The sequence below is a fragment of the Streptomyces nodosus genome, from assembly GCF_008704995.1.
GTDB classification, from domain to species: Bacteria; Actinomycetota; Actinomycetes; order Streptomycetales; family Streptomycetaceae; genus Streptomyces; species Streptomyces nodosus.
In genome coordinates this window covers 5,764,919-5,790,407 of the sequence record NZ_CP023747.1, presented here as the reverse complement: position 1 = coordinate 5,790,407, position 25,489 = coordinate 5,764,919, and the positions used below count along the sequence as shown (strand labels likewise).

The 25,489-nt window shown below is 70.5% G+C and carries 18 protein-coding genes and 1 pseudogene; 12 read left to right on the top strand and 7 right to left on the bottom strand.

From position 1 onward, the window contains the following. Positions 1–23 precede the first annotated feature (23 nt). From CP978_RS26015 to CP978_RS25990, 6 genes are all read left to right on the top strand, one after another. Positions 24–3,824, top strand: coding sequence for a GH92 family glycosyl hydrolase (locus tag CP978_RS26015; protein WP_174498677.1), 3,801 nt, complete (start codon positions 24–26; stop codon positions 3,822–3,824). A 494-nt stretch (positions 3,825–4,318) separates the two neighbouring features. Further along, entirely contained in the window at positions 4,319–4,726 is a 408-nt protein-coding gene (locus tag CP978_RS26010; RefSeq protein WP_043444789.1) for a YunG family protein, read from the top strand. A gap of 354 nt (positions 4,727–5,080) precedes the next feature. Then, on the top strand, positions 5,081–5,443 hold the full coding sequence (locus CP978_RS26005; RefSeq protein WP_043444787.1) for a hypothetical protein: 363 nt from the start codon (positions 5,081–5,083) through the stop codon (positions 5,441–5,443). Positions 5,444–5,892: 449 nt separating this feature from the next. Then, positions 5,893–6,729, top strand: coding sequence for a CPBP family intramembrane glutamic endopeptidase (locus CP978_RS26000; protein ID WP_043444786.1), 837 nt, complete (start codon positions 5,893–5,895; stop codon positions 6,727–6,729). Next, positions 6,726–7,880: a sensor histidine kinase gene (locus tag CP978_RS25995; RefSeq protein WP_043444784.1), complete on the top strand. Its 1,155-nt coding sequence runs from the start codon at positions 6,726–6,728 to the stop codon at positions 7,878–7,880. Before CP978_RS26000 ends, CP978_RS25995 begins: the two co-directional genes overlap by 4 nt. Beyond that, positions 7,877–8,539 (top strand): response regulator, encoded by a 663-nt coding sequence (locus CP978_RS25990; RefSeq protein WP_043444782.1) that lies wholly within the window; start codon positions 7,877–7,879, stop codon positions 8,537–8,539. Before CP978_RS25995 ends, CP978_RS25990 begins: the two co-directional genes overlap by 4 nt. Positions 8,540–8,649: 110 nt before the next feature. On the opposite strand, the gene acnA is transcribed toward CP978_RS25990, so the two are convergent. Further along, the gene (acnA, locus tag CP978_RS25985) at positions 8,650–11,364 is read right to left on the bottom strand and encodes an aconitate hydratase AcnA (RefSeq protein ID WP_043444780.1); all 2,715 of its coding nucleotides are present in this window, start codon (positions 11,362–11,364) and stop codon (positions 8,650–8,652) included. 472 nt (positions 11,365–11,836) lie between these two features. Here acnA and CP978_RS25980 point away from each other — a divergent pair, with 472 nt between their 5' ends. The 3 genes from CP978_RS25980 to CP978_RS25970 all read left to right on the top strand — a co-directional run bounded on the left by CP978_RS25980 (position 11,837) and on the right by CP978_RS25970 (position 15,278). After that, complete coding sequence (locus CP978_RS25980) at positions 11,837–13,366, top strand: helix-turn-helix domain-containing protein (RefSeq protein ID WP_043444778.1); 1,530 nt, start codon at positions 11,837–11,839, stop codon at positions 13,364–13,366. Between the two features lie 346 nt (positions 13,367–13,712). Continuing rightward, on the top strand, positions 13,713–14,579 hold the full coding sequence (locus CP978_RS25975) for an RHS repeat protein (RefSeq protein ID WP_043444776.1): 867 nt from the start codon (positions 13,713–13,715) through the stop codon (positions 14,577–14,579). A gap of 141 nt (positions 14,580–14,720) precedes the next feature. Further along, a complete protein-coding gene (locus CP978_RS25970; protein WP_043444774.1) occupies positions 14,721–15,278 on the top strand; it encodes a hypothetical protein in 558 nt (185 codons plus the stop codon). A 232-nt stretch (positions 15,279–15,510) separates the two neighbouring features. Here CP978_RS25970 and CP978_RS25965 read toward each other — a convergent pair. Further along, a pseudogene (locus tag CP978_RS25965) lies at positions 15,511–16,329 on the bottom strand (nucleotidyltransferase domain-containing protein). A 96-nt stretch (positions 16,330–16,425) separates the two neighbouring features. After that, positions 16,426–16,848: a DUF6299 family protein gene (locus CP978_RS25960; protein WP_043444772.1), complete on the bottom strand. Its 423-nt coding sequence runs from the start codon at positions 16,846–16,848 to the stop codon at positions 16,426–16,428. Between the two features lie 185 nt (positions 16,849–17,033). Between CP978_RS25960 and CP978_RS25955 the strand changes: the two genes are divergently transcribed. Continuing rightward, positions 17,034–17,540 carry a DUF6584 family protein gene (locus CP978_RS25955; protein ID WP_043449504.1) on the top strand — a complete coding sequence of 169 codons (507 nt, stop codon included), beginning with the start codon at positions 17,034–17,036 and terminating at the stop codon, positions 17,538–17,540. A 40-nt stretch (positions 17,541–17,580) separates the two neighbouring features. Here CP978_RS25955 and CP978_RS25950 read toward each other — a convergent pair whose 3' ends face one another. Further along, positions 17,581–18,003 carry a RidA family protein gene (locus tag CP978_RS25950; protein WP_043444771.1) on the bottom strand — a complete coding sequence of 141 codons (423 nt, stop codon included), beginning with the start codon at positions 18,001–18,003 and terminating at the stop codon, positions 17,581–17,583. Continuing rightward, a complete protein-coding gene (locus CP978_RS25945; RefSeq protein ID WP_043444769.1) occupies positions 18,000–19,127 on the bottom strand; it encodes an acyl-CoA dehydrogenase family protein in 1,128 nt (375 codons plus the stop codon). Before CP978_RS25945 ends, CP978_RS25950 begins: the two co-directional genes overlap by 4 nt. A 165-nt stretch (positions 19,128–19,292) precedes the next feature. Between CP978_RS25945 and CP978_RS25940 the strand changes: the two genes are divergently transcribed. Both CP978_RS25940 and CP978_RS25935 read left to right on the top strand, forming a co-directional pair. Further along, positions 19,293–21,380: an AMP-binding protein gene (locus CP978_RS25940; protein WP_278190166.1), complete on the top strand. Its 2,088-nt coding sequence runs from the start codon at positions 19,293–19,295 to the stop codon at positions 21,378–21,380. A 15-nt stretch (positions 21,381–21,395) separates the two neighbouring features. After that, positions 21,396–22,250, top strand: a complete 855-nt coding sequence (locus CP978_RS25935; RefSeq protein ID WP_043444768.1) for a PaaX family transcriptional regulator — start codon at positions 21,396–21,398, stop codon at positions 22,248–22,250. A 40-nt stretch (positions 22,251–22,290) separates the two neighbouring features. Here CP978_RS25935 and CP978_RS25930 read toward each other — a convergent pair whose 3' ends face one another. Next, positions 22,291–24,663, bottom strand: a complete 2,373-nt coding sequence (locus tag CP978_RS25930; protein WP_079162320.1) for a bifunctional salicylyl-CoA 5-hydroxylase/oxidoreductase — start codon at positions 24,661–24,663, stop codon at positions 22,291–22,293. Further along, positions 24,648–25,475: an enoyl-CoA hydratase family protein gene (locus tag CP978_RS25925; RefSeq protein WP_043444766.1), complete on the bottom strand. Its 828-nt coding sequence runs from the start codon at positions 25,473–25,475 to the stop codon at positions 24,648–24,650. Before CP978_RS25925 ends, CP978_RS25930 begins: the two co-directional genes overlap by 16 nt. Positions 25,476–25,489: the final 14 nt, after the last annotated feature.

Here is a 25,489-nt window from a genome sequence, read left to right as displayed (position 1 = left end):
CAGCGCAGGGAGGGTGCTCGCGCATGCAGCACAGATCTCGCCATAGAGGGGCTCCTACGGCGGTCGTGGCGACGACCGCCCTGGCCTTGCTCATGGCCACCCAGGGCGTGGCGGTGGCACTGCCCGGCCGGCCGACGACGGACCGGGAGTTCACCTCGTCGTTCGAAACCGACGATCCGGCGCCGACATGGCTCAACACCGTGGACACCGCGAGGAACGGTGAAAAGCGGGCGTCCGGCGTGGACGGAGGGTATACGACCGGAATTCCGGGCAATGTGACCGATGAGGTCACCGATGTCCGGGCCAGCGCCGAGAACACCGACGGCGGTGAGGTCAAGGAGAACCTCATCGACGGCGAGCCGGGCACCAAATGGCTGACGTTCGCGTCGACCGGCTGGGTCGAATTCGACCTCGACAAGCCCGTCAAGGTGGTCACCTACGCACTGACCTCGGCCAATGACCACGATGAGCGGGACCCGGCGGACTGGACCCTTCAGGGCTCCACGGACGGCAAGGACTGGAAGACCCTCGACAAACGCACCGGTGAATCGTTCGCCGAGCGCTTCCAGACCAAGTCCTACGATCTCGCGGAGCCCGCCGAGTACGCGCACTTCCGCATCGACTTCACCCGCAATCACAGCGGGGACATCCTTCAGCTGGCCGATGTGCAGTTCTCCACGGGCAAGAGCGACGAGCCCGCCCCCAAGGACATGCGCACCCTGGTGGACCGCGGCCCCACCGGCTCCCCCACCGCCAAGGCGGGCGCGGGCTTCACGGGCAAGCGGGCACTGCGGTACGCGGGCACGCACACGGCCAAGGGCCGGGCCTACTCGTACAACAAGGTCTTCGACGTGAATGTGGGCGTCCAGCGGGACACCGAGCTGTCGTACCGGGTCTTCCCGTCGATGGCGGACGGTGACCTGGACTACGACGCCACCAATGTCTCCGTCGACCTGGCCTTCACCGACGGCACCTATCTGAGCGGCCTCGGGGCCCTCGACCAGCACGGCTTCGCGCTCACCCCGAGCGGCCAGGGCGCGTCCAAGGTCCTCTACGTCAACCAGTGGAACAACGTGGTCTCGCGGATCGGGTCGGTCGCGGCCGGCAAGACCGTGGACCGGATCCTGGTCGCCTATGACTCCCCCAAGGGTCCGGCGAAGTTCCGCGGCTGGCTGGACGACATCACCCTGAAGGTCGCGCAGCCGGAGAAGCCCAAGGCGCATCTGTCGGACTATGCGCTGACCACCCGGGGCACCAACTCCAGCGGCTCCTTCTCCCGTGGCAACAACTTCCCGGCGACGGCCGTCCCGCACGGCTTCAACTTCTGGACGCCGGTGACCAACGCGGGCTCGCTGAGCTGGCTGTACGACTACGCCCGGGCCAACAACTCGGACAACCTGCCCACGATCCAGGCGTTCAGCGCCAGCCATGAGCCGAGCCCGTGGATGGGCGACCGGCAGACCTTCCAGGTGATGCCGTCGGCGGCCTCCGGCACCCCGGACACGGGCCGCGCCGCACGGGAACTGGCGTTCCGGCACGAGAACGAGATCGCGCGCCCCTACTACTACGGGGTGACCTTCGAGAACGGTCTCAAGGCGGAGATGGCGCCCACGGACCACGCGGCGGCGCTGCGGTTCACCTACCCCGGTGACGACGCGAGCGTGATCTTCGACAATGTGACCGAACAGGCCGGGCTGACCCTCGACAAGGACAACGGGATCGTCACCGGCTACTCCGATGTGAAGTCCGGACTGTCCACGGGTGCCACCCGCCTGTTCGTGTACGGCGTCTTCGACGCTCCGGTGACGGACGGCGCGGCCTCCGGGGTCAAGGGCTATCTGCGCTTCAAGCCGCGCGCCGGCCACGCGGTGACCCTGCGCCTGGCGACCTCGCTGATCAGCGTCGACCAGGCGAAGGACAATCTGCGCCAGGAGATCCCCGACGGGACCTCCTTCGACCAGGTGAAGGCGGGCGCCCAGCGCACCTGGGACAAGCTGCTCGGCACGGTCGAGGTCGAGGGCGCCACCCCCGACCAGCTGACCACGCTGTACTCCTCGCTCTACCGGCTGTATCTGTACCCCAACTCCGGCTTCGAGAAGGTGGGATCGTCCTACAAGTACGCCTCCCCGTTCTCCTCGATGACGGGCCCCGACACCCCGACCCACACCGGGGCGAAGATCGTCGACGGCAAGGTGTACGTCAACAACGGCTTCTGGGACACCTATCGCACGACCTGGCCGGCGTACTCCTTCTTCACCCCGAAGGAGGCCGGTGAGCTGGTCGACGGTTTCGTCCAGCAGTACAAGGACGGCGGCTGGACCTCCCGGTGGTCCTCGCCCGGCTATGCGGACCTGATGACGGGCACCTCCTCGGACGTGGCGTTCGCGGACGCCTATGTCAAGGGCGTGAAGTTCGACGCGGAGGCGGCCTATGAGGCGGCGGTGAAGAACGCGACCGCGGTGCCGCCGTCGTCCGGGGTCGGCCGCAAGGGCATGACGACCTCGCCCTTCCTCGGCTACACCAGCACCGCCACCGGCGAGGGCCTGTCGTGGGCGATGGAGGGCTATGTCAACGACTACGGCATCGCCCGGATGGGCCAGGCGCTGTTCGAGAAGACGGGCAAGAAGCGCTACCAGGAGGAGTCGGAGTACTTCCTCAACCGTGCCCGTGACTACGTCAACCTCTTCGACTCCAAGGCCGGCTTCTTCCAGGGCCGCAACGCGCAGGGGAACTGGCGGCTGGACTCCTCGAAGTACGACCCGCGGGTGTGGGGTTACGACTACACGGAGACCAACGGCTGGGGCTATGCCTTCACCGCCCCGCAGGACAGCCGGGGCCTGGCGAACCTGTACGGGGGCCGCGCCAAGCTGGGCGACAAGCTGGACGAGTACTTCTCGACACCGGAGACGGCCGGGCCGGAGTTCGTGGGCTCCTACGGCGGTGTCATCCATGAGATGACGGAGGCACGCGATGTCCGGATGGGCAACTACGGCCACTCCAACCAGGTCGCGCACCATGTGATCTACATGTACGACGCGGCCGGACAGCCGTGGAAGGCGCAGCAGAACGTCCGCGAGGTCCTCTCCCGGCTCTACACCGGCAGCGAGATCGGCCAGGGCTACCACGGCGACGAGGACAACGGCGAGCAGTCGGCCTGGTACGTGTTCTCGGCGCTGGGCTTCTACCCGCTGGTGATGGGCGGCGGGGAGTACGCCGTCGGATCGCCGCTGTTCACCAAGGCCACGGTGCACCTGGAGAACGGCAAGGACCTGGTGATCAAGGCCCCGCGGAACAGCACCCGGAACATCTACGTCCAGGGTCTGAAGGTGAACGGCAAGGCGTGGACCTCGACGTCCCTGCCGCACACGCTGCTGGCCAAGGGCGGAGTGCTGGAGTTCGACATGGGTCCGCGGCCCTCGTCCTGGGGCACGGGCAAGAACGCGGCGCCGGTGTCGATCACCCAGGACGACAAGGTGCCCTCGCCGCGCACCGATGTACTCAAGGGTGACGGTCCGCTCTTCGACAACACCTCGGCCACGGAGGCGACCGTGACGACCGTGGACCTCCCGGTCGGTGACCGCAGCAAGGCGGTGCAGTACACCCTGACGTCCCCGGCCGACCCGGCCAAGGCACCCGCCGGCTGGACCCTCCAGGCCTCCCAGGACGGCACCCGGTGGACGACGCTCGACAAGCGCTCGGGTGAATCCTTCGCCTGGGCCCGGCAGACGCGGGCGTTCTCGATCCCCCAGGCCGGCGCGTACACGCACTACCGCCTGGTCCTGAACGGGGAGTCGACCCTGGCGGAGGTGGAGCTGCTGGCCTGAGCGGCTCGGCCGGACGGGGCGGGCGCGGGATCCTTCCGCGCCCGCCCCGTCATCGTGGTGCTGCGGCTTCAGCCTTACGAGGGAACAACCTTGACATCGTTGTCCGCGACGGGAGTACAGTCACGTACAAATCATCATCCGACAACGCTGTCGTCGTCAGCGCGGTCGTCATCACAGGCCCCGCACAAGCCACTTCCCACCCGGCGCCGGCCCTCTCCCCCCGGACCGGCCCGGCTCGCGGACCGGGTGGCACCCACACCGGCCACCCGGTCCGCCCGAGCGGGTGGCCTTAGAGCTCCGAACAAAAGTGGGGTCCGATCAGCGGGCGGTGTCCGGTGCGTGCGATCGCAAGGCGCCGGAAGGTCCTTGTAGCGGAGCTACCAGGGCCTTCCGGCAACGCGGCGAGCGTGCGTGCCGGGCGCCGCCCGCCGGGCCCCACTTTTGTTCGGAGCTCTTAGCCGGCCGATGTCAGTGGTGGCTGCGATGCTGCCGCCATGACTTCTTGGAATCTGCTGGACATCGACAAGGCTCTGCGGGCCAGTTGGTCCGCCGACACCTGCTCCCCGGACGACCTCGACCGCGCCCCGTGGCAGCCCGACAACCCGTCGTGGGGCCACTGCGACATCACGGCCCTGATCGTGAACGACCTCTTCGGCGGCGACCTCCTGGTCGGGGAGGTCCACTGCGACGGGGAACAGCACGGGTTCCACTGGTGGAACCGGCTGCCCAGCGGTGTGGAACTGGACCTGACCTACGAGCAGTTCACCTGGGGCCAGACCGTCAGCGCGGTCCGCGTCGTCGAGCGTCCGCCGGGGCCGCTGCCTCGGCGCTGGGAGGAGTATCTCCTTCTGCGTGAGCGGGTCACCAAGCACCTCGGCCGGCTCCCCGAGCCCGCTGCCTGACCGGGCACGCCACGCAGGGCTTCGGTGCGCGAAAGGGTGTGGGGTGGGAGCCGCTCGGCGGCCCGCGCGGGTTCCGGTCCACCCGGACCGCCGAGAATGGGAGCGCTCCCACCCCACAGGAGCTTGAAGCTAGCGTGCGCGGCCATCGCTGTAAACCTCAGGCACACACGCTACGGCCGGTCTTCGCCAAGGACGCGCCCGACCGGATACGGCAGAACGGCCCGCGGCGCACCCGAAGTCCTGGAACGTCACCCTTGGGGGCGGTGTTGCCCGCACCGGGCGGCGCGCAGGGCAACCCCGGTGCTCTCGTGGTCATCTAGCTCTACGAACACGACACCGGGGAGAGGGCGGGCTGTGCATGGTTCCGGTACGGACGGCGGCCGCACACGGGGCGCCGCCGGTTCCTGGTGGGCGGCCGCGACGGCGAACCTCCTCATCGGACTGGCCGCGATCCTGCCGGGCGTCTGTGTGCGGTGGTTGCTGACCCGATACGCCGTCATCCCCTGCGGCGGCTTCGGCTGCGCCGACGGGACGCCGGACGAGGCGGTCGGCATGGTGCTGGGCGCCGTGCTGGGCAGCGCGTTCGTGCTCGGCATGATCCTGGTGGTGGACATCCTGATCCCCTGGCAGGAGGGCAGGCCACTGAACCTGTGGCTCGGCATGTCGACCCTGGTACCCGCGCCGTTCGCCGTCGCCCAGGTCGCGGGGTGGATCTGATCCGCTCGTCCGGATCATGCCGGGCTCGCGGGTGCGGGCGGGACGAGGGCCCGCCCGCATCGGCCGCATGACCACCCCGCGAGTCTGCCCATGGTCAGGGTTGGCTTTCTGACGGACGGAGGGCGACGCGCTCGGCCACGCCGGGCATGCCGCGGCCTCCGTGCAACGGGATCCGGGCCCCGGATCACCTCCGCTCCGGAGGGGAACGGATGCTTGTCACAGCCATGATGAGGGGCCGTTCGGTCGCGGACCGGCGTTTGCGTGTAAACGCCATACGACCGCACTGCACGCGACGCAAAGCGGGGCGGCCGGCAGGACCGGCCCGCTGTCTGTCCCCCGTGCGAGCTACAGACAGGTGTCCACCGCACGGTGACGATTCCGGGCCGCCGGATCCGTAGCGTACGAATCAGCCGCGGCGCCCCGGCCGCGGATTCGGCGAAGGAGTCTTCATGAGACTGGTGTGGCAGCTTCTGGCGGTCTCGGCGGTCGCCCTCATCGGCGGCCGCAGTGCCATGGCGGTCCAGGACAACCCGTGGCTCACGCTGGGCGTCGGGCTGCTGACAGCCGTGCTCGCGCTGCCCGTCTACGGGTGGGTGGTACGGCGGACCGAGCACCGCCCGTCCACGGAGGTGGCCCGGGAAGGCGCCGCGGCTGCGATCGGCAGGGGGGTGCTGATCGGGGTCGCCCTGTTCGGGGCCGTCATCGCCAACATCGCCTTCCTCGGGTACTACACGGTGGACGGACTGGGTTCGCCCTCGGGCGCGGTGGGGCTGTTCGGTTTCATGGCCGCCGCCGCCGTGACGGAGGAACTGCTGTTCCGCGGCGTACTGTTCAGGATCATCGAGGAACGCACCGGCACCTGGATCGCGCTGACGCTGACCGGTGTGCTCTTCGGCCTGGCGCACCTGCTCAATCCGCATGCCAGTGTGTGGGGCGCCATCGCCATCGCCGTTGAGGCCGGTGGCATGCTCGCCGCGGCGTACGCCGCCACCCGCAATCTATGGGTGCCGATCGGCCTGCACTTCGGCTGGAACTTCGCCGCGTCCGCCATCTTCAGCACCGAGGTCTCGGGCAACGACACCGCACAGGGGCTGCTGAACGCCACGACCTCGGGCCCGGTGCCGATCACCGGCGGCGACTTCGGCCCGGAGGGAAGCCTGTACTCGGTGTTGTTCGGCGTGCTGGTGATGATCGTGTTCCTGTGGCTGGCCCACCGGCGCGGTCATCTGGTGCCCCTCCGCCGGCACGCCGCCCGGGCCGCCGCCACCGCTACACTCCCCCGATGATGAATGCTCGGCAGCTCCCGGAGTTGTGGCGCCGGTTGGACGTCACGCTCCGGGATCTCCCGTTGGGGCTGCTGCTGTTCGCCGCCTCGCTGCTGCCGGCGTCACACAGCCATGGGACGCAGCTCGGGGGCCTGCCGGACCGTGCCTTCGACGCGGTGGCCGTGGTGGCGGTCGCCCTGCAGTGCCTGCCGCTCACCGTACGCCGGCGATGGCCGGTCCTCTGCCTCGCCCTGGTCTCGCTCGGCTTCGCCCTCGACCAGCTCCGCGGCTACCACTCGCCCGCCGGCACCGCACTGCCCGTCGCGCTGCTGAGCGTGGGATCCCATCTGGAACGGCACCGGCGCACCACCGCGGTCGTCTTCTCCGCGGCGTATGTGCTGCTGGCCCTCGCGATGTTCCGGGTCGGCCCGGGCGAACCGCCGGACGAGTTCGTCACGTTCTACCTGGCGGTGGCCCTCGCCTGGGGCATCGGGGCGTGGCTGCGCTTCACCCGGATCGCGGAGGCCGAACGCCGCCGCCGGGTCGCCGAGGACACCCGCGCCGCCGAACGCACCCGCATCGCCCGTGAGCTCCACGACGTGGTGACCCATCATGTGACGGCGATGGTGGTGCAGGCCGAGGCGGCCCGCTATCTGACCGCGGCGCCCGATCGCCTCGACCAGGCCCTGAATGCGGTCACCGACACCGGCCGGCAGGCCATCGGCGATCTGCGGCACCTGCTCGATCTGCTCAACCCCGACCACGGCGGCGAGACCAGGACACCGCCGGTCGGGAAACTGCTCATGCTCGTGGAGCAGACGCGCCGGGCCGGGCAGCCGGTGGAGTTCACCGAGGAGGGCACACCGGCGGAGTCGACCGGCAGCGCGGACCTCGTGGCCTACCGGGTGGTGCAGGAGGCCCTGACGAACGCCCTCAAGTACGCCCATGGCAGCCGCACCTCGGTCAGGGTGCGCCACGGAGAAAGAGAGATCACGGTGGAAGTCGGCACGGAGGGTTCCGGCTCGGCGGCCGGGTCCCCCGGTGGGAGCGGGCGGGGCCTCGCCGGGCTCCGCGAACGGGTCGATGTCCTCGGCGGCGACTTCAGCACGGGCCGGCGATCAGGCGGTGGCTTTGTCGTACGGGCGCGGATACCCACGGGGAGCTCGGCGTGACCGCGCCGATCCGGGTGCTGGTCTGCGACGACCAGGTGCTGATCCGCACCGGGCTGGTGACGATCATCGACGCCCAGCCCGACCTGGAGGTGGCGGGCGAGTGCGGGGACGGGCAGGCCGCGGTGGACCTCGCCGGGCGGCTGCGTCCGGACGTGGTGGTGATGGACATCCGGATGCCGGGGCTCGACGGCATCGCGGCCACCCGCCTGCTGGCCGGCGCCGGGGTCACGCATCCCGTCAAGGTGCTCGTGGTGACGACGTTCAACCTGGACGAGTACGTCTATGAGGCGCTGCGCGCGGGGGCCAGCGGCTTCCTCCTCAAGGACGCCCCGCCGGCCCAACTGCTGCACGGGATCCGCACTGTGGCGACTGGTGCGGCACTGCTGGACCCGGAGGTGACGCGCCGACTGGTGGGCAGGTACGCGGCCCGGATCAGGCCCGCCGGGGACGGCGCGACGCAGGACGTCCCGCTGACGCCCCGCGAACTGGAGGTCCTTCGTCTCATCGCGGACGGCCGCTCCAACAGCGAGATCGCCGCGATCCTGGTGATCAGCCAGGAGACCGTCAAGACCTTTGTGTCCCGCATCCTCACCAAACTGGGCCTCCGCGACCGTGTGCAGGCGGTGGTCTATGCCTACCGGCGGGGGCTGGTGGCCTGACCCGCCGCGCGGACGGGGGAGCGTCGGCGCCGCGCCCGGGGAGGTCGGCGTGAACGGCGAAGGGCCGCGCCCCCGTGGGGACGCGGCCCTGAACCGCCCTGCCGGACCGCCTACTTGCGGATCAGGCTGCGCAGCACGTACTGCATGATGCCGCCGTTGCGGTAGTAGTCCGCCTCGCCGGGGGTGTCGATGCGGACGACCGCGTCGAACTCGACACCGGTGTCGGTGGTGACCTTGACCGTGCGGGGCGTGGTGCCCTCGTTCAGCTCGGTCACACCGGAGAAGGAGAAGGTCTCCTCACCGGTCAGGCCGAGCGCCTCGGCGGAGGCACCCTCCGGGAACTGCAGCGGGAGCACGCCCATGCCGATGAGGTTCGAGCGGTGGATGCGCTCGTAGGACTCGGCGATGACGGCCTTGACGCCGAGCAGCGCGGTGCCCTTCGCGGCCCAGTCGCGGGACGAGCCGGAGCCGTACTCCTTGCCGGCCAGGACGACCAGCGGGATGTCCTGCGCGATGTAGTTGCGCGAGGCGTCGTAGATGAAGGAGACCGGGCCGCCGTCCTGCGTGAAGTCACGCGTGTAGCCGCCCTCGGTGCCCGGCGCGATCTGGTTGCGCAGGCGGATGTTGGCGAACGTGCCGCGGATCATCACCTCGTGGTTGCCGCGGCGGGAACCGTAGGAGTTGAAGTCGCGGCGCTCCACACCGTGCTCGGTGAGGTACTGGCCGGCCGGGGTGTCGGCCTTGATCGCACCGGCCGGGGAGATGTGGTCGGTGGTGACCGAGTCGCCCAGCTTGGCGAGCACCCGGGCGCCGGCGATGTCCTCGACCGGGGCCGGCTCCATCTCCATGCCCTCGAAGTACGGGGGCTTGCGGACGTAGGTCGACTCGGCGTCCCACTCGAAGGTGTTGCCGGTCGGGATCGGCAGGGCCTGCCACTGGGCGTCGCCCGCGAAGACGTCCTCGTACGACTTCTCGAACATGTCCTCGCCGATGGCGTTGGCGACGACATCGTTCACCTCGGCCTCGCTCGGCCAGATGTCCGTGAGGTACACCGGGTTGCCGTCCTGGTCGATGCCCAGGGCGTCCTTGGTGATGTCCACCTTCATGGAGCCGGCGAGGGCGTACGCGACCACCAGCGGCGGGGAGGCCAGGTAGTTCATCTTGACGTCGGGGTTGATCCGGCCCTCGAAGTTGCGGTTGCCGGACAGCACCGAGGTGACCGCGAGGTCGTGGTCGTTGACCGCCTTGGAGACCTCCTCCGGCAGCGGGCCGGAGTTGCCGATGCAGGTGGTGCAGCCGTAGCCGACCAGGTTGAAGCCGACCTTGTCGAGGTACGGGGTCAGCCCGGCCTTGTCGAAGTAGTCCGTCACGACCTTCGAACCCGGGGCGAGGGTGGTCTTGACCCACGGCTTGCGGGTCAGGCCCTTCTCCACCGCCTTCTTGGCCACCAGGGCGGCGGCGACCATGACATACGGGTTGGAGGTGTTGGTGCAGGAGGTGATGGCCGCGACCGTCACCGCACCGTGGTCGAGCGTGTAGGTCGTGCCGTCGGGGGCGGTGACCTGGACCGGGTTGGACGGGACGCCGTTGGCGGAGGCCGGGGCGTCGGAGGCCGGGAAGGACTCCTTGCCCGCCTCGTCGGCGGTGTCCACGTAGTTACGGACGTCCGCCTTGAACTGCTCGGCGGCGTTGGCAAGGACGATACGGTCCTGCGGGCGCTTCGGGCCGGCGATCGAGGGGACGACGGTGGACAGGTCGAGCTCGAGCTTCTCGGAGAAGTCGGGCTCGACCGTCGGGTCCAGCCAGAGGCCCTGCTCCTTGGCGTACGCCTCGACGAGCGCCACCTGCTGGGTGGAACGGCCGGTCAGGCGCAGGTAGTTGAGGGTCTCCTCGTCGATCGGGAAGATCGCGGCGGTGGAGCCGAACTCCGGCGACATATTGCCGATGGTGGCGCGGTTGGCGAGCGAGGTGGCCGCGACGCCCTCACCGTAGAACTCGACGAACTTGCCGACCACACCGTGCTTGCGGAGCATCTCGGTGATGGTCAGCACCAGGTCGGTGGCGGTGGTGCCGGGCTGCAGCTCGCCGGTGAGCTTGAAGCCCACCACGCGCGGGATGAGCATGGAGACCGGCTGGCCGAGCATGGCGGCCTCGGCCTCGATGCCGCCGACGCCCCAGCCGAGCACACCGAGGCCGTTGACCATGGTGGTGTGGGAGTCGGTGCCGACGAGGGTGTCGGGGTAGGCCTGTCCGTTCCGGACCATCACCGTGCGGGCCAGGTGCTCGATGTTCACCTGGTGGACGATGCCGGTGCCCGGCGGGACGACCTTGAACTCGTCGAAGGCGGTCTGGCCCCAGCGCAGGAACTGGTAGCGCTCCTTGTTGCGGCCGTACTCCAGCTCGACGTTCGCCTTGAAGGCGTCGTTGGTGCCGAACTTGTCGGCGATGACGGAGTGGTCGATGACCAGCTCGGCCGGGGCCAGCGGGTTGATCTTCGCCGGGTCGCCGCCGAGCTCCTTGACGGCCTCACGCATGGTGGCGAGGTCGACGACACAGGGCACGCCGGTGAAGTCCTGCATGATCACGCGGGCCGGGGTGAACTGGATCTCCTGCGACGGCTGGGCCTGGGAGTCCCAGCCGCCGAGGGCGCGGATGTGGTCCGCGGTGATGTTCGCGCCGTCCTCGGTGCGGAGCAGGTTCTCCAGCAGGACCTTGAGGCTGTACGGCAGCCGTGCCGAGCCCTCCACCTTGTCCAGCCGGAAGATCTCGTACGACTCGTCGCCCACCTGCAGCGTGCTGCGGGCGTCGAAGCTGTTCGCCGACACGACAGTCTCCTTCATAGATGTGCGCGTACCACCGCACCGCAACGCTATGCGGCTGCTACCGCATGGTGCCGCCACGACGGCCTGGCATATCCGCTGAGGTAAGGCTAAGTTAGGTAAGCCTTACTCCGCGGGGGCCGTGGTGCGCCTAAACAGATATCTCGATGTCGAGATAACTCTAGTACATGGGCGCTGAATGGTCATGCCCAGGCCCGGCCCACCCAGCCCGCGCCCCCGCCGGGCGGCGACCCGGCGCGCCCCGACGCGGCCGCCTCCCACACGTACGCCACGCCGGCATGGATCACTCACCCACATGGCGGCATCGAACGGCATACGACATCGTGGAATTCAGCCGAACCCTCCCCATCCCCCCGACTTCCCCCCGACCCCCTCTCCCTCACGACTCACTGACGGTCACTCACTCCAATGGACCCCCCGGGAGGCGCCATCTCATATCTGAGATAACCTCGACCTCATGTCAGACGACTACCTCGTACGTATCGGCAGGCTCATTCGTGACGCCCGGCAGCACCGTGGCTGGACTCAGGCCCAGCTGGCCGAGGCGCTCGGCACCAGTCAGAGTGCCGTGAACCGTATCGAGCGCGGCAATCAGAACCTCAGTCTTGAGATGATCGCCCGCATCGGTGAGGCCCTGGACAGCGAGATCGTGTCCCTGGGCTATGCGGGCCCCATGCATCTTCGGGTGGTCGGCGGACGCCGGCTCTCCGGGGCCATCGACGTCAAGACGAGCAAGAACGCCTGTGTGGCCCTGTTGTGCGGCTCGCTCCTCAACAAGGGACGCACGGTACTGCGCCGGGTGGCCCGCATCGAGGAGGTCTACCGCCTCCTCGAGGTGCTGACCTCCATCGGCGTACGGACCCGCTGGATCAACGACGGGGTCGATCTGGAGATCGTGCCGCCCGCCGACCTCGACCTGGAGGCCATCGACGCCGCGGCCGCCCGCCGTACGCGGTCCATCATCATGTTCCTCGGCCCGCTGCTGCACCGCACCGAGCGCTTCCGGCTGCCGTACGCGGGCGGCTGCGACCTGGGGACGCGCACCGTCGAGCCCCATATGATCGCGCTGCGCCGCTTCGGTCTGGACGTCACCGCCACCGAGGGCCACTACCACGCGGTGGTGGACCGGTCCGTCTCCCCCGGCCGGCCGATCGTGCTGACCGAGCGCGGCGACACGGTGACGGAGAACGCGCTGCTCGCCGCGGCGCGCCACGACGGGGTCACGATCATCCGGAACGCGTCGTCCAACTACATGGTCCAGGACCTGTGCTTCTTCCTGGAGGCACTCGGTGTCGAGGTCGAGGGCATCGGCACCACCACCCTCACGGTGCACGGCGTGCCGGACATCGACGTCGACGTGGACTACTCCCCCTCCGAGGACCCGGTCGAGGCGATGAGCCTGCTGGCCGCCGCGGTGGTCACCGAGTCGGAGCTCACGGTGCGGCGGGTGCCGATCGAGTTCCTGGAGATCGAGCTCGCGGTGCTGGAGGAGATGGGCCTCGACCACGACCGCTCGCCCGAGTACGTCGCCGACAACGGCCGTACCCGGCTGGTGGACCTCACCGTGCGGCCCTCCAAGCTGGAGGCGCCCATCGACAAGATCCACCCGATGCCGTTCCCCGGCCTGAACATCGACAACGTCCCGTTCTTCGCGGCGATCGCGGCCGCCGCGCAGGGCAAGACCCTGATCCACGACTGGGTCTACGACAACCGGGCCATCTATCTCACCGACCTCAACCGCCTCGGCGGACGCCTCCAGCTCCTCGACCCCCACCGGGTCCTGGTCGAGGGCCCGACCCGTTGGCGCGCCGCCGAGATGATGTGCCCGCCGGCCCTGCGCCCCGCCGTGGTCGTCCTGCTGGCGATGATGGCCGCCGAGGGCACGTCCGTGCTGCGGAACGTGTACGTCATCAACCGCGGCTACGAGGACCTGGCCGAACGGCTCAACTCGGTGGGAGCCCAGATCGAGACGTTCCGGAACATCTGATACGCGCGGTGTCGTGCCCCTTGGAGGCAAAGGGCACGACACCTCAACATGTCAGTTGACCTGCGAATACTTACCTTCGCGGCTCTCCATTGATCACCGTTGTTTTTCAGCACCTTGTGCAACGCACGTGCAAGATGATCTTAAATTGCTGACGATACGTCAGAGATGTCTGAGCACCCATCAGCCGTCACGGAGGGTTGTCGCCGAAGTGGCCTCGCAACGCCCGAGGCGCGGCGGTGACGGTGGCATCTCACGTCCCCCGGCCCTTGTCGTCGTAGCGGTACGTGGCGAGCACCCTGGAGGTCGGGGTGCTGGAGGAGGGCGTGGGCGACCAGGCCGTGACCGTGTGGAGGCGGCCGCCGTAAGTGCCGAGGGAGCGGCCGGCAAGGTCGCCAAGGTCACCAACCCGGACGGCGCCGTGACCGCGTACACCTACGACAAATCCAGCGCGCTCCTCACCGCCAAGAACCCCAAGGGCCGTACGCAGACCTACAGCTACGACGCTGCCAGCCGCCTCAAGACCGCCACGACCCCGGCGGGCCGGACCACCTCTTACACCTACGACATCAGCGGCCGGCTCACCGAGAAGGCGCTGCCCGGCGGCAGTGTCCACTACGGCTACGACAGCCTGGGCCGTACCACGTCCGTCACCCACAGCGACAACAGCGACGACCTCGCCTATGTCTACGACGACAACCTGCTCGCAAGCACCACCCTCACCGCCGCCTCCGGCACCACCGCGGAGGTCGACTACACCTACGACGCCGCCGGCAACACCCTCACCACCACCCGACAGAACGGTCCGACGACCACCCGCGCCTACGATGCGACCGGCGAACTCACCTCCCTGACCCACACCCAGGGCAGCTCCACCCTCACCAAGTACGACGTCACCTGGAACGACGCCGGCAGCCCAGCCGCCATCACCACCACCCGCGGCTCGACGGCCACCACCACCCTCTACAGCTACGACAGCGCCGGACAACTCACAGTTGAAGGTGACCTGGTCGTGCGAGTTCGGTTTCCTCTTCTGCACGTTCGACTCGGGCTGGAGGAAGACGCATGCCGACTACAGCGGCAAGTGGAAAACTCTGGACTGGTACTACGCCCTCTACCACTTCCAGTGGCGGGCGGCCGGCTCGCTGCAGACCAAGCACGGGTTCACCTACAACCTGAGCATCAGGAAGCGCTACGACTGGGGTGTCCCGAGTGAGCACAGGGCGAACCTGAAGATCACCATCCCCGGAGTGCTCAGCTACAACATCGCCCAGCCGGAGATCGCCCATCTCCACACCGTGGGGCTCGCCCGGGACTACGACGTCCGGGGAACGTCCAAGATGAGGAAGAAGCCGTGATGCCGCACACCGCGCGCCAGGAGCGCGCCCCGCGGGAACCCGCCGTCCCTGTGCTGCTCGTGCTATGCGGTGTGCTGGTGGCCGCCGCCGTAGCCATGGTGGTCTGGCCGATGGTGGGCATCACCGTGACCGTTCCGCCCACGTCCTCCTCCGCCTCGGCGGAGAAGCGGGGAATCCCCGCCGCCGCGCTGCAGAAGACCTTCCGCCTAGCGGTGCCGGCCGGGGCCCAGGACACCTCCTACCTGGTGGTCCCGGGTGACGGCAGCGCGGACAGCGGACAGGACCTCTATCTGCGCTTCCGCACCACCCCCGAAGGCCTCGAGGAGTTCCTGACCTCGCTGGGCGAGACCACCGGGGACCTGGCGGCCGGGAATGTCGTCCTGGAACAGGACGACATCGACTCGGTCGACCTTCCTTGGAAGATCGGAACCAAGGGTCGTCTCGCCGGTCTCTACGCGGACATCCCCGAGCAGGGCGACAGCGCCGGCGCAGCCCAGGTGACCGTCGACGAGACCGATGCGGCCGCGCCCCTGGTCTACGCACACGTGACCGTGTAGAAGGCATCCAGACGTAGCCCTCAAACCGCCGCCGCGATCGGCGCCCTGCCCAACGGACCGTGACGGCATGGCCGCGACGCGACGCCCTGCGCGACCGCTCACCCGCCTGCGGGGGCAGGAAGTCGCGGGTGTCCTCCACCGAGGCCTCGGGGGGTCGGCGCCCAAGGCGTCCCGAGCCGGTGGTCACCGGTGTGACCGAGGACGAAGCCGCGGGGCAGCCGGGGACCGGTCGTCAGCGGGGCGTCAGCCGGTCGCAGACCTCGGCGGTCAGCCGGTCGGCCGCGTCGAGTGTGGTGTGGAGGGCGTCCGGGGTGGTGCCGGGCGCGGCGAACAGTCGGTGGGCCCGGTTGGCGAAATCGGAGGGGCGGAGGGGAGGTCTGCGGCGGCCTGGACCGCGCCCTTCTCGTTGAGCAGCCAGCTGCGGTCGTGAGCGTGCAGGGCGTGTACGAGGAGTCCCACCGCGCGGAAGAGACAGCCGGCGACATAGAAGGCGTCGCCGCGCGCCGCTCCCTTGCGGGCGCAGGACAGGGTGAAGGGGGCCTGCCGGCGCGCGTCGGCGATCAGCGCTTCACGCAGCGGCTCCGGATAGTGCCGCATCTCCCGCCGCAGGCCCTGGAGTTCACCGCCGGGGTCGGCGAGGATGCGCCCGAGGGCCAGCTCGCCGATGTAGGCGTGGGAGTACACCCCCAGCGGATGGCCGGGCTGGGTGCCCACCTCGACGTGTCCTTCCCGGCACTGCTCCCAGATGCGGTGGACCCGGTCCAGATCGCGGTAGATCCAGTCGACCCGGTGGCCGTCGACGGTCAGCCAGGCTCCGCCGTCCACCCAGGGCCCCCAGCCGCCCGGCTCCGTCACCTCGACCGGGGCGCCGGTCACCTCGGACGCGAGGCGCCGCAGGGCGGCGGTGTCCAGGGGCTTCCCGGTAGTAGAGGCCCAGGTCGTGGTCGGAGTCCGGGCGATGGGTGCCCCGGGCCCGGCTGCCGCCCAGGGTCACCCCGACGATGCCGCCGGCCTCGGCCAGCCGATCCGCGATCTCCAGCAGGCGTTCCATGGGTCGGAGTCTGCAGTAACAGGGCATCTATGTCGCCGGGATTTCGGGATTTACGGGGCGGGCTGTGACGGGGGCGAGGGGTGGCGGCGGTGCCGTTCAGCGCGCGACGAGCCGGATGTTCCGGTCCCGCTTGGCATGGAAGTGGGGCAGCGGGATACCGGGGCCGCGCAGCTCCATCAGAGTGGCCCGGACATGGGCCCGGCCGCGGCGGTATGTGTCCGGGCGGGTCTCCGAGTTGGTCCAGCGGTGCCGGGCGCCGTCGCAGACCGCGAGGGTGCCGCCGATCCCGTGGGCGACACGAGGGTCGCCCTGGGAGAGGGAGGAGGACACGAAGACGGGGCCACGGGCACGGTGGCAGCGATAGGTGCCGGAGAGGGTGACGGTGCCGTCGGCCCTGAGACGCCCGATCGGGTCCACGGTCACCCTGTCGTACGGACGGGGCGCGGCACTCGCGGCGGGGGCGGCGGACAGCAGCAGGGCGGCACCGAGGGCCAGCCCGAAGACCTGGCGCACGGACATGGACGTACCTCCTGGGGGTGGGGGTTCCACAGGTACCGGGAGTTCGTGCCAGGGAGCGTGATCATCACCCCATCGTGGCGAGTCCGCACCGTTGTGCGCCCCGGGTGCGCGGAGCCGGAGGCAGAGCGTCCCGCATCCGACAAATAAGGTCGACGGTGGTCATTGCGGTGCCCGATCATGCGTTCATGCCTCCGAGAGACACCCTTGCCCGAGTCGATGCGGACCTGGCCGCCGGCCGGGTCCCCGTCGCGCGCCAGCGCCTGCGCGGGCTGGTGTCGTCCTTTCCGGACGACCTGACGCTTCGCCGGCGCCTGGCCGAGGTGTACCGCCTGTACGGAGAGCCCGCGGAGGCGGGCCGCTGGATGTACCTCGAACAGGACCGGGACGCGGCTGAGACCGCCGCCTTCGAGGCGAGGTACCACACAGCTCCGCAGCGCATGCGGGCACTTGCCTGGCGGGGACCGGAGTCGCTTGCCCGGACGGCCTTCGCCGGAGAGCAACTGGCGGCAGTACGAGCAGCCTGCTCCGAGGCCGTGGGACGCCCCGTCGACTGGGACACGGTGCCGTCCGGCGAGGAGGCAGCCAGCGGGAAAGGCGCCTTCGCCGACTCCCTGACAAAGGCTGGATGCCTAGTGGCGATCCTTGTGTTCCTCTCGATCTGGGTGAACGGACTCGTCGCCCTCTTCGACTGACTCCGGTCCCCGGCCCCCGTTCAGCGGTACGGGGCAGCCCTCAGGGCAGCACGGCGAAGCCGTCCAGTTCCACGAGGGCCTGCTCGTCCCAGAGCCGGGTGATGCCTACGACGGCCATCGCGGGGTAGTCGCGGCCGGCCAGCCTGCGCCAGATGCGGCCGAGTTGGGGTGCGTGGGTGCGGTAGTCGGCCACATCGGTGGCGTAGACGGTGACCCGGGCGAGGTCGGCGGGGGTGCCGCCGGCGGCCCGCAGGGCGGTGAGCAGATTGCCGAGCGCCCTTTCGAACTGGGCGGGAAGGGAGTCGCCGGTCACCTTTCCCTCCGGGTCGAGGGCGGTCTGGCCGGCCAGGAACAGCAGCCGTGACCCGGTGGCGACCACGGCGTGCGAGAAACCGGTGGGCGGGGAGAGGGCCGGCGGGTTGACGCGTGCGAGGGCGGGCGGGTCGGTGCGCTCGGTGGTCACGGTGCCTCCACGGTGGCGTACAACTCCTTGGCGATGATGCCGCGCTGGACCTCGCTGGCGCCCTCGTAGATCCGGGGCGCGCGCACCTCTCGGTAGAGGTGTTCGAGGAGGTGGCCGCGGCGCAGGGCGCGGGCGCCGTGCAACTGGACGGCCGTGTCGACGACATACTGCGCGGTCTCGGTGGCGAGCAGTTTCGCCATGGCGGCCCGCAGCGGCACATCGGGGGCGCCCTCGTCGTACGCCGTCGCCGCCGCATGGACCAGGAGGCGGGCGGCCTCGGTGCGCAGGGCCATCTCCGCGACCTGGTGGGAGACGGCCTGGAGGTCCTTCAACTTGCCGCCGAAGGCGTCCCGTCGGGCCGTATGGGCGAGGGTCGCGTCCAGGGCCGCCTGCGCCATGCCGACCGCGAAGGCGCCGACGCTGGGCCGGAAGCGGTTGAGGGTGCCCATGGCGACCCGGAAGCCGCGGTCGGGCTCCCCGAGGACGTCGTCCTCGGTCACCGGCACCGCGTCGAGGTCCAGCCTGCCGATGGGGTGCGCGGAGAGCATCTCGAGCGGGGCTCCGGACAGCCCGGGGCGGTCGGCGGGGACGAGGAAAGCGGTCACGCCACGGGGGCCGGCCTCGGGGGCGGTGCGGGCGAAGACGGTGTAGAAGTCGGCCTCGGGGGCGTTGGAGATCCAGCATTTCTCACCGGTGAGCCGCCAGCCGGACGGGGAATCCGGGGTCGCCGTGAGCGACAGCGCCGCCGCGTCCGAGCCCGCGTCCGGCTCGGTCAGGGCGAAGGCCGCCACCGTGGTGCCGGCGCGGACACCGGGGAGCCAGCGGGCGCGCTGGGCCTCGGTGCCGTGGGCGTGCACCGGATGGGCGCCGAGACCTTGCAGGGCGAGCGCCGTCTCCGCCTCGGTGCAGGCGTAGGCCAGGGACTCCCGCATCAGGCAGAGATCGAGGGCGCCGGAGGTGAACAGGCGGTCGAGGAGTCCGAGTCGGCCGAGTTCGACGACCAGTGCGCGGTTGACACGGCCCGGTTCGCCCTTCTCCGCGAGCGGGTGCAGGCGCTGCTCGGCGGCCCTGCGCAGCTCCGCACACCAGGCGATATGTGCGGGATCGAGCGAGAATGCGGTCATTGCCGGTCCTCTCTCCCTGACGACGTCCCCGGGGATCCCCGGAACGCACCCGGCGAACCCGGGCCGGACGAGCCCTTCACTCGACCGTATCGCGGAGCATTGACTGTCGTCACCAAGACGATACGCTCGATGCGCGAGCCCACCACGACAAGGGGGCGAACCGCCATGGACCCGAGGGACGCCACCGGCGCCACGGACGCCGCACGCGCGAGCGCCGACCCGTCGCCCCCGGCCGGGGCGGCACCCACTCCTCCCACGGCCGACCCGGCACCGGCGCCCCGACGGCCCGGCGCAGCACCGGCGCCTCCACGGTCCGGAGCGGCAGACGGGCCCCGGCACGCCAGCACGGCGGAAGGACGACAGCCCGCCGGCACAGCGGAGGAACAACAGCCCGCCGGCACGGCGGAAGGACCACAGCCCGCCAGCACGGCGGAAGGACCACAGCCCGCCGACACAGCGGACGAACAACAACCCGTCAGCACGGCAGAAGAACAACGGCCCGCCGGCACGGCGGAAGGACGACAGCCCGCCGGCACGGCCGACGGACAGCGGCCCGCCGATACGGCGACACCCCCTCCGCCCGCCGACGAGCCCACCCGCACCGCCCACCAGGACACCTTCGCCCGCGACCATCTCCCGCCCCGCGAGCAGTGGCCCGAGCTCCTCTTCGGGCTGCCCGAGTTGCGCTACCCCGAACGGCTCAACGCCGCCGTCGAATTACTCGCCCGCACCGCCCCCGAGCGTCCCGCTTTCCGTACGCCGGACGGCGGCACCTGGACCTATGGGCGGCTCCGCACCCAGGTGGACCGGATCGCGCACGCCCTCACCTCGCATCTGGGCGTCGTCCCCGGAAACCGTGTCCTGCTGCGCGGCCCCACCACCCCCTGGCTGGCCGCCTGCTGGCTCGCGGTGCTGAAGGCGGGTGCGGTGGCTGTCACCGTGCTGGCCCAGCAGCGCCCGCACGAGCTGCGCACCATCTGCGAGATCGCCCGGGTGGGTCACGCCCTCTGCGACGCCCGCGCGGTCGACGACCTGGCGGGGGCCGGCGTACCCGGATTGCGCGTCACCCCCTACGGCGGCGACTCCCCCGGCGATCTGCTGCACCTGCCGACGCCCGAGGAGCCGTACCCGGCCGTGGACACGGCGGCCGACGATGTGGCGCTGATCGCGTTCACCTCGGGCACCACGGGCCGCCCCAAGGGGTGTGTCCACTTCCACCGCGATCTGCTCGCCGTCGCGGACACCTTCTCCCGGCACGTTCTGGAACCGCGCCCCGACGACGTCTTCGCGGGCAGTCCCCCGCTCGGCTTCACCTTCGGTCTCGGCGGCCTGGTCGTCTTCCCGTTGCGGGCCGGCGCCAGCGCTCTGCTGCTCGAACAGGCGGGGCCCAGGCAGCTGTTGCCGGCGATCGCCGAGCACCGGGTCTCCGTGCTGTTCACCGCGCCCACCGCCTATCGCACGATGCTGAACGAACTCGACGGGTACGACATCACCTCGCTGCGGCGCTGTGTGTCGGCCGGCGAGAACCTGTCCGCCGCGACCTGGCGGGCCTGGCACCGGCGCACCGGGCTGCGCATCATCAACGGCATCGGCGCCACCGAGCTGCTGCACATCTTCATCTCCGCCGCGGACGACCGGATCCGCCCCGGGACCACGGGTGTTCCGGTACCGGGGTGGCAGGCGCGTGTGCAGGACGCCGACGGCACACCCCTGCCCGACGGCGAGCCCGGACTGCTCGCGGTGCGCGGACCGGTGGGCTGCCGCTATCTCGCCGACCCCCGGCAGCGGGAGTACGTCCGGGACGGCTGGAACATCACCGGCGACACCTATGTCCGCGAGCCCGACGGCTGGTTCCGCTTTGTCGCTCGCGCCGACGACATGATCGTCTCGGCCGGGTACAACATCGCCGGGCCCGAGGTCGAGGACGCCCTGCTGCGCCATCCCGATGTGCTGGAGACGGCGGTGGTGGGGCGGCCCGACGAGGCGCGCGGACAGATCGCGGTGGCGTACACGGTCCTCAGGGCGGGCGCGCCCCGGGATCCGGAGGCCCTGCGGGCGTTTCTGACGTCCGAGTTGGTGCCGTTCAAGTGCCCGCGCGAGTTCGTCTTCGTGGACGCGCTGCCGCGCACGGCGACCGGCAAGCTCCAGCGCTTCCGGCTGCGTACGCACCACGCCGGGGACGGACACCCGGACGACGGCACGGGCCTCTGTCTCGAAGTCGACTCCGTATCCGCAGAAAGTGATCATGATTGACGCGGACGAATTAGAGTGATCGACGTGTCCGATCAGCCCGTTCCCCGATCCCTCATCGTCACGTTCTACGGCGCCTACGGCCGCTTCGCCCCAGGCCCGGTGCCTGTGGCCGAGCTGATCAGGCTGCTGGGCGCGGTCGGCGTGGACGCGCCCTCGGTGCGCTCCTCGGTGTCACGGCTGAAGCGGCGCGGTCTGCTGCTGCCGGCCCGCACGGCGCAGGGCGCGGCCGGATATGCGCTGTCGCCGGACGCGCGGCAGCTGCTCGACGACGGCGATCTGCGGGTGTACGCGAAGGCTCCGCCGGGGGACGAGGGCTGGGTGCTCGCGGTGTTCTCGGTGCCGGAGTCGGAGCGGCACAAGCGGCATCTGCTGCGCTCCCGGCTGGCGGGTCTCGGCTTCGGCACGGCGGCCCCCGGGGTGTGGATCGCCCCCGCACGGCTGTACGAGGAGACCCGGCACACCCTGCACCGGCTGCGCCTGGACCCCTATGTGGACTTCTTCCGGGGGGAGCACCTCGGTTTCGCGGCCACCGCGGAGGCGGCGACGCGCTGGTGGGACCTGGCGGCGATCGCGGCCCAGCACGAGGAGTTCCTGGATCGTCAGGCACCCGTGCTGCGGGCCTGGGAGGCCCGTGCGGACACCCCTCCGGAGGAGGCGTACCACGACTATCTGCTCGCCCTGGACTCCTGGCGCCATCTTCCTTACGCAGACCCGGGGTTGCCCGCCGAGCTGCTCCCCTCCGACTGGCCGGGGGTGCGCTCGGCCGCCGTCTTCCGGGCGCTGCACGAGCGGTTGCGGGACGCGGGGGCGGTCTTTGTGGAGGGCGAGCCGGGCCGGACCCCTGCCCCGGAGACCGCGGCCGAGCCCTGACGTCCTCGTGGGGCGGGCCCGGCGGACGGCACGGCGCGGTTCAACGGCCCAGGGTGAGGCGGGGTCTGGGGGCATCGGTGCGGCCCGTCGGGGGGCGTCGGCTGCCCGCCCGGTAGGGCTCCGGCCACACTGCCGCGGACCCGGTGTACCCCTGCTCGGCCGCCGCGTGCAGCGTCCAGTGGGGGTCGTAGAGATGCGGCCGGGCCAGCGCGCACAGATCCGCACGCCCGGCCAGGATCAGCGAGTTGACGTCGTCCCAGGACGAGATGGCGCCCACCGCGATCACCGGGATGCCGATCTCCTGCCGGATCCGCTCGGCGTAGGGCGTCTGGTAGGAGCGCCCGAACTCCGGCCGCTCCTCGGCCACCACCTGCCCGGTGGACACATCGATGGCGTCGGCGCCGTGCGCGGCGAAGGCTCGGGCGATCTCCACGGCGTCCTCCGCGGTGGTGCCGCCCTCGGCCCAGTCGGTGGCGGAGATCCTTACCGTCAGGGGCCGTTCCTCGGGCCACACCGACCGTACGGCGTCGAAGACCTCCAGCGGGTATCGCAGCCGGTTGTCGAGTGTGCCGCCGTAGGCGTCGGTCCGCCGGTTGGTGAGCGGTGAGAGGAAGCCGGAGAGCAGATAGCCGTGGGCGCAGTGGAGTTCGAGCAGATCGAAGCCGCCGCGTACGGCGCGCCAGGCGGCGGCCATGAACTGTTCGCGGATATCGGTCAGCTGGGCGCGGGACAGCTCGCGGGGCTGTTGACTCCCGGGTCTGTACGGGATCGGGGAGGCGGCCACAAGACCCCAGTTGCCCTCCTCCAGGGGCTCGTCCATGCCCTCCCACATCCGTCGGGTGGAGCCCTTGCGGCCGCTGTGCCCGAGCTGTACGCCGATCGCGACGCCCGGTGCCCGGGTGTGCACGAAGTCGGTGATCCGCCGCCAGGCCTGCGTCTGATCGCCGGTCCAGAGCCCGGCGCAGCCGGGAGTGATCCGGCCCTCGGGGCTCACACACACCATCTCGGTCATCACCAGGCCGGCTCCGCCGAGCGCCCGTGCGCCCAGGTGGACCAGGTGGAAGTCGCCCGGGACCCCGTCCTCGGCCGAGTACATGTCCATCGGGGAGACCACGACCCGGTTGCGCAGGGTCAGTCCGCGCAGCCGGAAGGGGGTGAACATCGGGGGTGTGCCGGGCGGGCAGCCGAAGTCTCGCTCCACGGCCTCGGTGAAGTGCGGGTCACGCAGTCGAAGATTGTCGTGGGTGACCCGGCGGCTGCGGGTGAGCAGGTCGAAGGCGAACTGCCGGGCGGGCCGGCCGACATGGAGCCCGAGGTTCTCGAACCACTCCAGGCTGGCCCGGGCCGCGCGTTGGGTGGAGGCGACGACCGGGCGCCGCTCCTCCTCGTAGGCGGTCAGGGCCTCCGGCAGTGTGGTGTGCTCCTCCAAGCAGGCGGCCAGGGCCAGCGCGTCCTCCATGGCCAGTTTGGTGCCGGAGCCGATGGAGAAGTGCGCGGTGTGCGCGGCGTCGCCGAGCAGCACCAGATTGCCGTGCGACCAGCGTTCGTTGACGACCGTGCGGAAGGTGGTCCAGGCGGAGTTGCGGGAGCGCAGGGGTCGCCCGCCGAGCGCCTCCGTGAAGATCTTGGCGCATCGCTCGACGCTTTCCGCGGTCTCCATGTCCGCGAACCCGGCCGCCCGCCAGACCTCCTCGCGCATCTCCACGATCACCGTGGAGGCGCCGGGTCGGCCGGACGGCCCGGCGGGAACCGAAGCGGGGAGGGGGTCGGGCGAGGGGCGGGAGTACGGGTAGCCGTGCAGTTGCATCACGCCGTACTCGGTCTCGGCGATCTCGAAGCGGAAGGCGTCGAAGGCGAAGTCGGCGGCGAGCCAGATGTAACGGCAGCGGTGCTCCCGGACCGTGGGCCGGAACACCTCGGCACCGGCCTCGCGGGTGGTGCTGTGCACCCCGTCGGCGGCGATCACCAGGTCGTACGACTGGCTGAGCCGGTCCGGGTGCGGGGCCTCGGTGCCGAAGCGCAGCTCGACGCCGAGCGAACGGCAGCGCTCGTGCAGGACCGCCAGCAGCCGGCGTCTGCCGAGCGCGGCGAAGCCATGGCCGCCGGAGGTGTGCCGCTCGCCCCGGTGCACGATGTCGATGTCGTCCCAGCGCACGAACTCGTCCTGGAGCGCCGCATGGACGACCGGGTCGGCGTGGGCGATCCCACCGAGGGTCTCGTCGGACAGCACCACCCCGAAGCCGAAGGTGTCGTCGGGGGCGTTGCGCTCCCAGACGGTGATCTCACGGGACGGGTCGAGGCGCTTGAGGAGGGCGGCGGCGTACAGACCGCCGGGGCCCCCGCCGATCACGGCGACCCGCGGAGTCCGGACCCACGCCCGGTCCTTGGCCTCCATGGCTACTTCCCCTGCCATTTCGGAGACCGCCGCTCGGTGAAGGCGGCGTGGAACTCCGCGTAGTCCTCGCCGTTCATCAGCAGCGCCTGGGTCGAGGCGTCCAGCTCGACGGAGGCGGCGAGCGGCATGTCCAGCTCGGCCGTGAGCAGGGCCTTCGTCTGGGCGTGGGCGAGCGCCGGGCCGTCGGCGAGCCGGCGGGCCAGCGCCCGGGCCGCCTCGTCGACCCGGCCCTCCTCGGCCGACTCGCTGATCAGCCCGATCCGCTCGGCCTCGGGGGCGCGCACCGGCTCGCCGAGCATCAGCAGCCTGGTCGCATGGCCGAGCCCGACGACCCTGGGGAGCAGATAGGCAGCGCCCATGTCGCCTCCGGAGAGGCCGACCCGGGTGAACAGGAAGGCGAAGCGGGCCGAGGCGTCCGCCACCCGGAAGTCCGCGGCCAGCGCGAGGACCGCGCCCGCGCCCGCGGCCACCCCGTGCACGGCGGCGATCACCGGGAAGGGGCACTCCCGCAGGGCCCGTACGACCTGCCCGGTCATCCGGTTGAAGTCGAGCAGCTGGGCGGTGTCCATGGCGAGGGTGGCGCCGATGATCTCGTCGACATCGCCGCCCGAGCAGAAGCCCCGGCCCTCGCCGCCCAGCACCAGGGCCCGTACGGCTCTCTCCCGGGACAGCTCGGCGAGCAGATCGCGCAGATCGGCGTAGGCGCCGAAGGTGAGCGCGTTGAGTTTCTCGGGGCGGGCCAGGGTGACCGTCGCGATCCCGTCGGCGCGATCGCATCTGAGGTGACGCCACTCGGAGGTGCGGGCGGCGGATCCGGTGAAGGGACTCATGACGTACGGCCTCC

Bases quoted from the DNA above. Each gene is read 5' to 3' on its own strand.
- CP978_RS26015 (WP_174498677.1), top strand. From the start codon at position 24: ATGCAGCACAGATCTCGCCATAGAGGGGCTCCTACGGCGGTCGTGGCG.
- CP978_RS26010 (WP_043444789.1), top strand. From the start codon at position 4,319: ATGACTTCTTGGAATCTGCTGGACATCGACAAGGCTCTGCGGGCCAGT.
- CP978_RS26000 (WP_043444786.1), top strand. From the start codon at position 5,893: ATGAGACTGGTGTGGCAGCTTCTGGCGGTCTCGGCGGTCGCCCTCATC.
- CP978_RS25995 (WP_043444784.1), top strand. From the start codon at position 6,726: ATGATGAATGCTCGGCAGCTCCCGGAGTTGTGGCGCCGGTTGGACGTC.
- CP978_RS25980 (WP_043444778.1), top strand. From the start codon at position 11,837: ATGTCAGACGACTACCTCGTACGTATCGGCAGGCTCATTCGTGACGCC.
- CP978_RS25970 (WP_043444774.1), top strand. From the start codon at position 14,721: ATGCCGCACACCGCGCGCCAGGAGCGCGCCCCGCGGGAACCCGCCGTC.
- CP978_RS25960 (WP_043444772.1), bottom strand. From the start codon at position 16,848: ATGTCCGTGCGCCAGGTCTTCGGGCTGGCCCTCGGTGCCGCCCTGCTG.
- CP978_RS25955 (WP_043449504.1), top strand. From the start codon at position 17,034: ATGCCTCCGAGAGACACCCTTGCCCGAGTCGATGCGGACCTGGCCGCC.
- CP978_RS25945 (WP_043444769.1), bottom strand. From the start codon at position 19,127: ATGACCGCATTCTCGCTCGATCCCGCACATATCGCCTGGTGTGCGGAG.
- CP978_RS25940 (WP_278190166.1), top strand. From the start codon at position 19,293: ATGGACCCGAGGGACGCCACCGGCGCCACGGACGCCGCACGCGCGAGC.
- CP978_RS25930 (WP_079162320.1), bottom strand. From the start codon at position 24,663: ATGGCAGGGGAAGTAGCCATGGAGGCCAAGGACCGGGCGTGGGTCCGG.
- CP978_RS25925 (WP_043444766.1), bottom strand. From the start codon at position 25,475: ATGAGTCCCTTCACCGGATCCGCCGCCCGCACCTCCGAGTGGCGTCAC.